This is a genomic window from Enterobacteriaceae bacterium ESL0689, assembly GCA_029433525.1.
Taxonomy (GTDB): domain Bacteria; phylum Pseudomonadota; class Gammaproteobacteria; order Enterobacterales; family Enterobacteriaceae; genus JAQTIF01.
Genome location: JAQTIF010000001.1, coordinates 1,930,542 through 1,943,172, shown reverse-complemented (window position 1 = coordinate 1,943,172; position 12,631 = coordinate 1,930,542). Strand labels below are relative to the sequence as shown.

The window sequence follows — 12,631 nt, the reverse complement described above, 5'->3', positions numbered from 1 at the left end:
CTGAAGGAGTATAGCTACTTTTTTCTATCACTTTGTTTTTTAAAGCATTACATGAAAATATCGTCGCTAACAGAGCAATCTGTTATTTATCAGGGTATTAAGGGGTAGAAAAAAGGGCGCCATGTTTGCGCCCATGATGCTCACTGGATACGGCGATTCAGGTGTTGAATTTACGCCCGTAAACCGCCCAGGTGATGATGATGCAAATGACATAGAAAATGAAAAACACTTTCATCGCATCGGTCGGCGAGCCACTCAGCTTGACGGAAAAACTAAATCCTTGTGAGATCAGGAAGCCGCCAATGGCACCAATCGCGGAAATAAAGCCTAATGCCGCGGCGGTATCCGTGGTCGCAACATGCGCCGCCTGTTCGTCACTGCCACCCTGCGCCTTAACCCGATCAGCCGTCATTTTACGGAAAATAACCGCGATCATCTGAAAGGTAGAAGCACTTCCCAGACCGGAGGTCAGAAACAGAACGATAAATACGGCAAAATAGATCATAAAGTTTCCACTCTGGCCCTCTGCAGGTAGTGTCAGGAATAACAGGCCGCTGAAAAGCGCCATCACCACGAAATTGATCAGCGTGACACGAACCCCCCCCAGCCGATCAGAGATCGTACCGCCCACTGAGCGCGCCAGCGCACCGATAAAGGGGCCGAAAAAAGCGTAATGCAGCACTTCGACCTGTGGGAACAAACCTTTTGTCAGGATTGCAAAGCTGGAACTAAAACCGATAAACGATCCAAATGTGGCCAGATATAACAGCGACATGATCCACAAATGCCCGCGTTTCAGTACCGGTAACTGATCGCGTAATGAGGCTTTCGAGGTCGCCAGATCATTCATAAAGAACCAGGCGGCGAGGGTCAGGATCAGCAGAAACGGTATCCAAATCCAGGCGGCGTTTTCCAGATACAGCTCAGAGCCATTCGGTTGCATCGTGCCACTCGCGCCGAAAACGGCAAAAATGGACACTGAAATCACCAGCGGTGCGACGAGCTGCATGACACTGACGCCCATATTACCGAGGCCGCCATTAATTCCCAGCACTCCCCCCTGCATTTTTTTCGGGAAGAAGAAACTGATATTGGCCATACTGGAAGCAAAGTTAGCCCCGGCAAAGCCACACAGCAGCGAAATAATCACAAAAGTGCTGTATGAGGTTGTCGTGTCCTGCACCGCGAAACCGAGCCACAGACAGGGAATGATCATGATCCCGGTGCTAAACGCGGTCCAGCGACGACCACCAAACAGCGGCACCATAAACGCATACGGCACGCGCAATATGCCGCCCGCCAGTGCAGGCAGTGCGGTCAGTGTCAGTAACTGATCGGCGGTAAAATGAAAACCCACCTTATTCAGATTGACGGTCACCACACTAAACACGATCCAGACACAAAACGCCAGCATCAGACAGGGAACCGAGATCCATAAATTACGGTTTGCAATACGATGACCGTACTGTTGCCAGAACTGGGGATCTTCCGGTCGCCAGTCAGTGATCACAGCATGATGACCCGGTTCCGTGGGGGAAGTTTGACTCATAAGTACCTCTGATTATTGATATATCTTGCCGTTACCTTAGAAGGTATAGAGGGTGATAGTTTGATATAAATCAAAGACAAAGTTATCATTTATTTCCTGACAGGCGATAATTACCCCAAATGAGTAGTCTTTTGGCAGCAAAAAAACCTGACTTTTCACATGGCTACCTGAATGGCGTTACGCTGTTGCTGACAGCGATCCGCTCCCGGCAATTAGTAGGTAATACGTTATAGGTAGCGATGAAGATACACGGCGCTTTCTGCGCACTGTCGGTGTCCAGACTGGCTGCGCCTGACAGGATAGACGCTAAGTATACTTGATAAAACATGTTACCACTGACGCCACTGGCTAATGATTTGCTGCTCAGGACCCACGCATGATATGTTAAAACGTTTTTTTACCCCGCTGACACTGGTCAATCAACTGGTGTTCATTGTTCTGCTCTCGACCTTCACTGGCATCACCGGGATCGGGATATCGGCTCGCCTGATGCAGGGTGTCCAGGGGAGCGCTCATGCGATCAATAAAGCCGGTTCACTACGAATGCAAAGTTACCGTTTGCTGGCCGCGATCCCGCTGCAGGAACGTGATAAGGAATTGCTCGCTGAAATGAACGCGACGGTATTCAGCGTCGAACTCCAGGATGCCGCCCGCCAGGATGGTCAGGAAAAGCAACTGTCCGCCCTGCAGCAATACTGGCAACACCATTTAGCCCCAGGCCTGAAACAGGCGCGGCACCCGGCCAGTGTCGCTGCGGATGTCGCCCGTTTTGTTAACCAGATAAATCACCTGGTGACCGACTTTGATCATACCGCTGAGCAGCGCATTCGTTACGTCGTGTGGCTGCAGCGCATTATGGCCATCGGCATGACACTGTTATTACTGTTCACCATTATCTGGCTCCGCATGCAGTTGCTGCGTCCGTGGCAACAGTTACTGGCGATGGCCAGAGCGGTCAGTCGTCGTGATTTTAGCCAGCGTATCCCGATGAGTGGCTGTAATGAAATGGCGACGCTTGGGATGGCACTGAATAATATGTCCGCCGAACTGGCACAAAGTTATGCCGTGCTTGAACAGCGGGTACAGGAAAAAACAGCCCGCCTGGAGCAGAAAAACAAGATCCTCGCCTTTTTATGGCAGGCCAATCAGCGTCTGCATACCCGTGCGCCGCTTGGTGAACGCATTTCTCCGGTGCTCAATGAGTTACAGGGACTGACATTATTGCGTGATATTGAAGTGCGTGTTTATGACTGTGAAGATGAAGAAAATCATCAGGAATTTGTCTGCCATTCTGATCTGCCATGTGATGATCAAGGCTGTCACTTATGCCCACGCCATCTCTCTTCGCCATCAAAGCGTGACACCACACTAAAATGGCGGCTCGCGGATGCCCATCACCAGTATGGCATCCTGCTGGCGACACTGCCTGACGGGTATCATCTGAGTTATGATCAGCAACAGTTAGTCGGCACCCTTGTCGAGCAGCTGACCGCCACGCTGGCGCAGGACAGACATCAGGAATATCAGCAACAGCTTATCGTCATGGAAGAGCGCGCGACGATTGCCCGCGAACTGCATGACTCCATCGCCCAATCGCTCTCCTGCATGAAGCTTCAGGTCAGCTGTCTGCAAATGCAGGGGCAAACACTTTCAGAACAGAATCGCCAATTGCTGAGCCAGATACGTAGTGAACTGAACTCCTCATGGACACAACTGCGCGAGCTTCTGACCACCTTCCGCCTGCAGTTAACCGAGGCGGGATTACGCCCGGCGCTGGAAGCCAGTTGCCAGGAGTACAGCGCCCATTTTGGCTTTACGGTCGTGCTGGATTACCAGCTTCCGCCGCGCTTTGTGCCTTCACATCAGGCGATTCACTTACTGCAAATCACCCGCGAAGCACTGAATAATGCCTTAAAACACGCCCAGGCGAGCAAAATCACCATTACGGTGGCACAACAAAATCATCAGGTTCGCCTGGTCATTGCCGATAATGGCAAGGGTATCGCTGAGCAGAGCGAACGCAATAACCACTACGGCTTAATCATTATGCATGACCGTGCACAAAGTTTGCGTGGTCAGTGCGAGATACGCCAGCGGGAGAGCGGTGGTACAGAAGTGGTGGTGGTCTTTACCCCGGAAAAATCCGTTTCAATCTGATAAGGAATACCTTATGAAGCAACAGGAGCAGGCAACCATTCTTCTCATTGATGACCACCCGATGCTACGTACTGGCGTCAGGCAGCTGATTAGTATGGCCAGTGATATTCGCGTGATTGCTGAGGCGGGAACCGGCGAACAGGGGATCAGACTCGCGGAAACCTGGGACCCGGATCTGATTTTACTGGATCTCAATATGCCCGGCATCAATGGCCTGGAAACGCTGGATAAATTACGCGAAAAAGCACTCTCTGGCCGGATCGTGGTCTTTAGCGTCTCTAATCATGAGGAGGATGTCGTCAGCGCCCTGAAACGCGGTGCTGACGGTTATTTACTGAAAGATATGGAACCGGAAGAGCTGCTCAAAGCCTTACAACAGGCTGCGGCGGGTGAAATGGTACTGAGTGAGGCACTGACCCCGGTTCTGGCAGCCAGCCTGCGTGCTAATCGTGGTACGGCTGAGCGCGATATTAATCAGCTTACGCCACGCGAGCGCGATATCCTCAGGCTGATTGCCCAGGGATTACCGAATAAAATGATTGCCCGACGACTGGATATTACCGAAAGCACCGTAAAAGTGCATGTTAAGCATATGCTGAAAAAAATGAAACTCAAATCACGGGTTGAAGCAGCAGTCTGGGTTCATCAGGAACGGCTACTGTCATAACCCATCCGGATTTTGTTACCCGGCAGCAGCAACTACCGGGTAACAGCGGGGCAACGGATTAATCAATAACCCAGAAAAAACGCCAGGTTTTACTCATCTTTATTAACATAATTAACTGATGAGCGCGTCGCGATACCGTTTAAGGTCGCAATCAGATCCTTATAATTGGTTGCCAGAAAAATGTTATTTTTCCCGGCACAGTGATCACCCCACATCTCGAAAGAAGCGCCCGCTTGACTATTATTGACAGTAAAAATAAAGAAGATATCGGCCTTTTTTGTCGGCGTGCCGGCCGGATAGCGTGTTAATCCCTCTTTTATTTTGTTACATAAATCATAGTTTACAAACAACTCTTTAGTCAGACCAAGATTGTCACTATCGATACCATCCGATATCACAATGATCACTTTACGCGGGCTCTTACCTTTTGCCAGAACCGGCACCGCGCGCAACATTCCCAGTGAATTAATATTTTCCGCTCCCCATAGCGCAGTCATTGAGTTTACCTTCTGGATTTCAGATATATTATCAGTTAAATCGATCAGATAAGAGTATGGCAATGCCGATGGACTGGTTAACAGACGTCTTGATTCTGCGATAGATGGCGAACCAAATGCCGAATAACAGTCATAATAAAAGGGTCTACGGTTATCACCACCATTTACCATATAGTTATAAGTGAATACCGAACGATCGGTAAACATATAATCCCCCTCAACCAGGCCAGCAAAATCCATGGTATAGCGGTTGAAAGTGACATACCTTTGAGTGTTATATGTAGCGAGTTTACTGAATGCAGGATATTCGTTAAGATACTTATCATAGTTTTTATATAAATTAGCATTAGGGTCCGCATCACAACTATATTGCGGATTGGTCCCTGGTTGATTTTTCACACACCAGCCCTTTGTTGTCATCTCATCCAGAGATAACCCCATAGCCGGTCCAACGACATCATTATACCAGGAAAATAAATTAGTATCAGCAGCAGAAGCAAAGTTTCCAGGCGTGGGACTACCAGAGTAGCGACGACCATACGCTTTATTGTACCAGAAGTTCATATCGACTTTTTCATACTCGGGTTTAAATTTACCGACATAGGAGCAGCCAAAATTCCTGCCACCAAACGCGTTGGTACCTGGCAGGATCACTGGCACACCGATACTAAATGGTACAATGCTAATCTTGTTATTGACCACGGGATTACTTAATATGCTAGTGGAAAAATCCGTTACCACTTTTTTCAGCAACTCAATTCGCTTCATACCCCGTTCAGCGGAATCATGATTCATCGAACCAGAAAAATCCAGTACCAGCGCGTAATCGGTCGCTATAGCGGTTTCTTCTATTGTTCTGCGCACTGTCCCGGCACTGTCACTGGCAGCCACTTTAATCTTGTCTTCAAAGCCGACATCCATCATGATATCGCTATTACTGTTCTCTTTATTGCCGCTGATTTTCGGATGCACGGCCACCGTACCTTTGGCACTGTAATCGACCGCCACCAGTTTTGTGCTGCCAGATGATTTATAATGTAGTGTTTCGACGACCGCCAGATCCCGGTCAGAAATAACGGCATCAGGTAAATACCAGGCAATATAATTATGTAACATTTCAACATTCTGTTTTTTGTTTTCCGCGCTGGTATTACGATTATCGGTCATCGCGACGGCCATGATCCCCTGATTCACCGCATCTGCCAGCCTGGCGCGCGCACTTTGTGCATTGGCACCATCAAAGGCTACCGAATAAAACAGGATTAACAACGGTAACATGATGGCAAATGCGACGATGACGGCACCCGATTCACGGCACCAGAAATGAACAATACCACGTAACAAGTGATTACGCATAATTCTTTCCTCCCAGGACAAAATCTCCGCTATAAAATAAATATTATTGTTTATCGGCATCAATTATTTGTTAACATTAAACACACGATAAAGTTATTAATATTTAAACGTTATGTCATATACAAATAGCAGATATTTTCACCTTGTAAGATAATATCGAAAACATCTATTTCATTAATATGATAACTTTGTGTGTTGCTGGCCAAAAAAACATCACAGGACATCATCGTGCCTGCATGACAGAATATGCAACATTAGTCAAAGCATTTATTAACGCTTAAGGATATCCTGAAAATGATAGTAACATATAATACATATTGACGATTTATAAGCATAAAATAATTGATTATCTCTATCGCTTAATAAATTATGTTCATCTATTCTACAAAATTATCCTCTTAAAATAATATTAATCATGTTAATTATGAAAATATAAATAGTTAAAATAACAGAAAGTTATGATTAAATTTATACGCCGCCTATTCGATTCGCATGATATAATTATCATCAAACTCAAATAACACACTAGCTAATTATTTAATGCACATAATGGGAAAAATAGATAACTGCGACAGATAGAATTAGAATAAGTAAATATCAGTGAGGCCGTGCCAGTAGCGCCAGGTGGGCCTGGCGCTTAGTCAGGATAACAGAAAAGTGACTGATTTTATTCTTTATCATTAACATAATTAATCGATGATCGGTTAGTAATGTTATTTAATGTGGTTATTAGCTGCTGATAATTGGTCGCGAGAAAAATGTTATTTCTTCCGGCACAATGATCACCCCACATCTCGAAAGAAGCGAGCGCTTCTTCATTATCGACCGTAAAAATAAAGAAGATATCAGCTTCTGTGGTCGGTGTACCGGCGGGATAGCGTTTTAGCCCGGATTTTATCTTTTCACATAAATCATACTTAACAAACAACTCTTCAGTCAGACCAATATGATCAGGATAGTGGTTATTAGATGAGCCAGAATACTCGGTATCGATACCATCCGATATCACAATGATCACTTTACGTGGGTTCTTACCTTTCGCCAGAACCGGCAGCGCACGTAACATTCCCAGCGAGTTAATATTTTCCGCTCTCCACACTGCCGCCATCTGCTGAATCTGATCAATAACCGAAATATCATCTGTTAAATCGATAAGATATGACTCAGGCTTTACCGATCTATCGGTTAGTGCACTTTTTGCGGTGGTGATGTTCACGTTGCGGCCAAATGCCGAGACACAATCCTCCACAAATGGTCTGGTAATATCGCTATTGACGACATAGTTATAAGTGAATATCGAACGGTCGGAAAACATATAGTCCCCCTCCACCAGACCAGCAAAATCCATGGTATATCGGTTGAAGGTGGCATATGTTTGACGGTGATAGTCGATAAGTTCTTTAACTAAAGGAAATTCAGCTCGAAACTTCGCTTCATTTTCAGATAAACGGGCATAGCGATCGGCATCACAGCTATATTCTGCTCGCCCGCCATTGATGCCCATGACTGATTGTGGATTTTTCACGCACCAGCCTTTTGTCACCATCTCAGCCAGCGATTGCCCGGTTGCTACCCCCACAACATTTTTATACCAGTTAAACAAGGTGCGATCCGCATTGTAAGAGAAGGCCGGAAATCGACTGTTGGTATTTTCTGCTTTGTTATACCAGAACTTCATATCCAGATTTTCATATTTCGCTATAAATTTACCAACATATGAGCAGCCAAAGTTATTGCCGCCAAAAGGATTGCTGCCAGGCAGGATCACTGGTACACCGATGCTAAACGGAACAATACTGATCTTATTGGCTAGCGTACGGTTACTTAACATATCACTGGAGAATTTTTGCACCACTTTTTTCAGCAAAGCAATTCGCGTCATACCGGGTTCAGCGGATGAACGATTCATCGATCCCGAAAAATCCAGCACCAGCGCATAATCTGTCGATACCGCGTTGCCTTTAATAAATCTTCGTACTTTCCCGTTATTGCCGCCGCCATTCACTTTAACTGATTCTTCAAATCCGACCCCGGTTGCAGCGGATCCTGTGCTCCTGTTGCCAGATATTATCGGTCGTAAATTAACCACCCCGCTGGCATTGTATTCTATGGATGCCAGTTTTTCGCTACTGCTAGCGTGATACTGTAATTTTTCGCTGATGACCAGATCCTGATCAGACACTGTAGCATCGGGTAAATACCAGCTAATGTAATTATGTAATAACTCAATATTTTGTTTTTTGTCTTCTGCACTGAGATTGCGATTATCGGTCATCGCCACAGCCAGCGCCCCCTGATTGATCGCATCCTCCAGCCTGGCGCGCCCGCTTTGCATTCTTGCACCATCGAAAGCAACGGAATAAAACAGTATTAATAACGGTAGCATGATGGCAAATATTACCGTTACCGCGCCATGTTCATGGCGCCAGAAATGAATAATAAAACGTAATAAGCGATGACGCATGATCCCTGCCTCTCAACACAAAAATCCGCGTTACAAAACAATCAGTAAAAAGCAACATCTAACCATTCCGGGTTGACATTTATTGATTAAATATATTAGTTTAGTTACCTTTGTATTTTATTTATTAACATTAAGAACGAATCATTCTTAATAGTGATAAAATAATCACAAAAAAATAACATTTAATTATATTTAAAGCTCCATGAGCGATAATATCAACACGACTAATGTCACAGGGTTACTGATTATTTCACGTAAATATTAGTTTAAAATGATATCAACATTGCAATTAATAATAAAGCATTAGTCATTTATTATATTTCTTATCTTTATTTTACAATATTATATTAACAACAAATATACATATAAAATTCAACTTGATTATATAATAGATACTTAGTGGTAAAAATAAATAATCATAATAATATTTTTATCATCAACTCAGTCAGTCATTGCAATAAAATTTACATCATAAATTACATCTGATAATCATTCATAACGTTAAGAGCCTATCCCATTAGGCGTTATTGGCGCAGCCAGTTTGGACACGGACAGCGCGCAGAAACCGCAGCGTACACGGAGTACGTGAGGATTTCGAGCACTGCCCAGGGACAAAATGGCCAGTAAAATAGCCTAATGGGATAGGCTCTAAGCGCCTGATCGATCAGGCGCTTAATGATAACAGGATAATCCTGTACGGATGGCTGGCGTCTCACCGATGGCGATTCATGAAGGGGGTGGCGATCATTATCCGGTACAACACGGCAGACATCACATCCAATTTAATTTTTATTTATAAAAAATAACCATATGAATTTAAACATAAAAATTAAGATAATTGATATTTATGATGATTTTGAATAAAAATTAAACAATATCGGTAAATTTAGGTAAAACCCAGTCCATATTATGTCCGTTATTTTAGTAAGTTATATATACTTATCTATAATTCGAATAGCGGTCTGGATGGAGAAAGCCCATAATGCATACAAATGAAGCGGTGAAAACCCGCCATAAGGAAACTTCGCTTTTATTCCCGATTCTGGCACTGACAGCGCTGTTTTTCTTCGGAAGCAGTCAATCGCTCCCGGCAGTTATCGCTGTTAATCTTCTGGCTCTTGTCGGTATTTTATGTAGTGCATTCAGTGTTGTTCGTCATGCTGATGTGCTGGCTCATCGGTTAGGGGAGCCTTATGGATCGCTGATTTTAAGCCTTTCAGTCGTTATTCTTGAGGTAAGTCTTATTTCCGCATTAATGGCTACCGGAAATGCCGCTCCCACGGTGATGCGCGACACACTCTATTCGATCATTATGATCGTCACCAGCGGGCTGGTCGGCTTTGCGCTGCTATTAGGCGGCCGAAAATTTGCCACCCAGTATATGAATGTGCTGGGCATTAAACAGTACTTAATTACCTTGTTTCCTCTCGCCATTATCGTGCTGGTCTTTCCAATGGCGCTGTCAAAGGGCAATTTCAGTACTGGGCAGGCGTTGCTGGTCGCCCTGATTTCTGCTGCGATGTATGCCGTCTTTTTGTTAATTCAGACCAAAACCCACCAGAGCCTGTTTATTTACGAACATGAAGATGACAGTGATGATGATGATCCGCATCATGGTAAATTATCAGCTCACAGTAGCGTCCGGCATACGGTATGGCTATTAATTCACCTGATCGCGGTTATTGCCGTCACCAAAATGAATGCCACGCCGCTTGAAACGTTACTTTCCAGCATGAACGCCCCGGTCGCCTTTACCGGTTTCCTGGTGGCACTGCTGATCCTCTCACCGGAGGGACTGGGTGCGATGAAAGCGGTGCTGAATAATCAGGTGCAGCGGGCGATGAATTTATTTTTCGGTTCCGTACTGGCTACGATCTCGCTGACGGTCCCTGTCGTCACCGTGATCGCTTTTTTTAGTGGTAAAGAGCTGCATTTTGCGCTGGGAGCAGCAGAAATGGTGGTGATGGTCGCCGCGCTGGTGCTGTGTCATATCTCCCTTTCATCGGGGCGTACCAATGTGCTTAATGGCGCTGCACATCTGGCACTTTTTGCCGCCTATCTGATGACCATCTTTGCCTGATTGAGGCATCGCGCGATAGATAAAAGAATGGCCTGGCATCACCAGGCCGTTATTTCAGTCACTGGTATCCAGTTCAGCGAAACTTTTCACCAGTTCATCAATCGCTTTCATCTGTTTGAGAAACGGTTCCAGTTTATTCAGTGGCAGTGCTGAAGGCCCGTCACATTTTGCCTGGCGGGGATCAGGATGCGCTTCCAGAAATAATCCTGCCAGCCCTACGCCCATTCCGGCACGCGCCAGTTCGCTCACCTGTGCCCGACGACCACTGGATGCGGCACCAAACGGATCACGGCACTGTAAGGCATGGGTGACATCAAAGATAACCGGTGAATAACCAGAAACCTTCTTCATCACGCCAAAACCCAGCATATCAACCACCAGGTTGTCATAGCCAAAGTTCGCCCCACGATCACATAAAATTACCTTATCGTTCCCGCCTTCGATAAACTTATCGACAATATTTCCCATCTGTCCGGGGCTGACAAACTGCGGTTTCTTGATGTTGATAACCGCGCCGGTTTTCGCCATCGCAGCCACTAAATCGGTCTGACGGGCAAGGAACGCCGGTAGCTGAATCACATCAACCACCTCGGCAACCGGCTGCGCCTGGCTGGCTTCATGGACATCGGTAATGATTTTCACCCCGAACGTTTGTTTCAGTTCGTGAAAAATTTTCATTCCCTCTTCCAGCCCGGGGCCACGATAGGAGTGAATCGAGGAACGGTTGGCTTTATCAAAAGAGGCTTTGAACACATAAGGAATGCCCAGTTTTTGTGTCACCGTGACATAGTGTTCACAGATACGCATCGCCAGATCACGGGACTCCAGCACGTTCATACCACCAAACAGCACGAACGGCAGATCATTGGCGACCTTGATATCACCAATGTTAACCACTTTTTGTTTCATAAAATCGCCTTATCAGAGGAATCACCAGAATCATTTCAGCCGCAAAAGGAGCCTGCGCAGGTTATCGGTGCGCTCTGATGACCGTTCAGGTCGCCATCAGACTTATCGGATCGATAACCCCTTGCTGGCCCGGATGTTTAATGAAGAATAATGTGTTTATGCGAGATTGTATTAATTTGCGCCCGGATCATTTCGCTTATCGGATCTTCGGGACATTGTTCGATAAAATAGCTGAGATCGCGCAAGGCAACATGCTCACACTCAAGCTGGGCGTAAATCAGCCCACGATCACGGATTTCATAAGGATCTTCAGGGTTAATCTGGAGTAACACTTCGCTGACACGTAACGCCAGCTCCATTTGCTGTTCTGCCACCAGCGCTGATTTTAACGTATCCAGTAGTTTATCAATCACTTCAGCGTTATCGGCCTCTTCCAGATCTTCGTTGAACAGTTCAGCAAGCGGACTGATGTTGCCCTTCAGCCAGACTTCCAGCGTGTGTTCGTCCAGCGTGTCACCATTAAATGGATTGATTAACCAAATTTGCTGGCTGCTTTCCAGGTCTGCCCGCAGTAACATCTGTGTCGGAAAAATAACCGGCACCAGTGGCAGTGACAGACGCTGAGCGATCCATAACAGGATCGCCCCTAAAGAAACAGCACTTCCCTGACGATTTAACAGCACTTTATCTATCCATAAGGCATCTGATAGCCGATAAACCCCCTCAGAACCCCGGAATCCCCATTCGTAATAGAACAGATCGAGTAATCGCTCTAACTGACGCTCCTGATCCCAGCATCCGGCAATTTCTTCCTCTGCCAGATGTAATAAACGCTCAAGCTCATGCTGTACATAATGGGTCGGAAAATCGTCACGGATTAATTCAGAAATAAGGACCATCCCGTCACACAACAGCGCCTTATTAAATTCGAAATCAGCTAATGATCTCATGC

9 protein-coding genes are annotated in these 12,631 nt (G+C 45.8%); 3 read left to right on the top strand and 6 right to left on the bottom strand.

Translation table 11 applies throughout. The features are described from left to right. Window positions 1-157 precede the first annotated feature (157 nt). Window positions 158-1,549, bottom strand: coding sequence for a NarK family nitrate/nitrite MFS transporter (locus tag PT300_09385; protein MDF7680776.1), 1,392 nt, complete (start codon window positions 1,547-1,549; stop codon window positions 158-160). 36 nt (window positions 1,550-1,585) lie between these two features. Then, window positions 1,586-1,708, bottom strand: a complete 123-nt coding sequence (locus PT300_09380) for a hypothetical protein (protein MDF7680775.1) — start codon at window positions 1,706-1,708, stop codon at window positions 1,586-1,588. A gap of 222 nt (window positions 1,709-1,930) precedes the next feature. On the opposite strand from PT300_09380, the gene narX reads away from it, so the two are divergent. After that, window positions 1,931-3,706 (top strand): nitrate/nitrite two-component system sensor histidine kinase NarX, encoded by a 1,776-nt coding sequence (gene narX / locus PT300_09375; GenBank protein MDF7680774.1) that lies wholly within the window; start codon window positions 1,931-1,933, stop codon window positions 3,704-3,706. A 13-nt stretch (window positions 3,707-3,719) separates the two neighbouring features. Then, complete coding sequence (gene narL / locus PT300_09370) at window positions 3,720-4,373, top strand: two-component system response regulator NarL (protein MDF7680773.1); 654 nt, start codon at window positions 3,720-3,722, stop codon at window positions 4,371-4,373. A gap of 89 nt (window positions 4,374-4,462) precedes the next feature. Here the strand turns inward: narL and PT300_09365 are convergent, their stop codons facing one another. Beyond that, on the bottom strand, window positions 4,463-6,226 hold the full coding sequence (locus PT300_09365; protein ID MDF7680772.1) for a hypothetical protein: 1,764 nt from the start codon (window positions 6,224-6,226) through the stop codon (window positions 4,463-4,465). A gap of 667 nt (window positions 6,227-6,893) precedes the next feature. Next, the gene (locus PT300_09360) at window positions 6,894-8,690 is read right to left on the bottom strand and encodes a pilus assembly protein (GenBank protein ID MDF7680771.1); all 1,797 of its coding nucleotides are present in this window, start codon (window positions 8,688-8,690) and stop codon (window positions 6,894-6,896) included. Window positions 8,691-9,669: 979 nt separating this feature from the next. Between PT300_09360 and chaA the strand changes: the two genes are divergently transcribed. Beyond that, a complete protein-coding gene (gene chaA, locus PT300_09355; protein MDF7680770.1) occupies window positions 9,670-10,770 on the top strand; it encodes a sodium-potassium/proton antiporter ChaA in 1,101 nt (366 codons plus the stop codon). Window positions 10,771-10,824: 54 nt separating this feature from the next. Here the strand turns inward: chaA and kdsA are convergent, their stop codons facing one another. Continuing rightward, entirely contained in the window at window positions 10,825-11,679 is an 855-nt protein-coding gene (kdsA, locus tag PT300_09350) for a 3-deoxy-8-phosphooctulonate synthase (protein MDF7680769.1), read from the bottom strand. Between the two features lie 137 nt (window positions 11,680-11,816). Next, the gene (gene sirB1, locus PT300_09345) at window positions 11,817-12,629 is read right to left on the bottom strand and encodes an invasion regulator SirB1 (GenBank protein ID MDF7680768.1); all 813 of its coding nucleotides are present in this window, start codon (window positions 12,627-12,629) and stop codon (window positions 11,817-11,819) included. Between the last annotated feature and the right edge of the window lie 2 nt (window positions 12,630-12,631).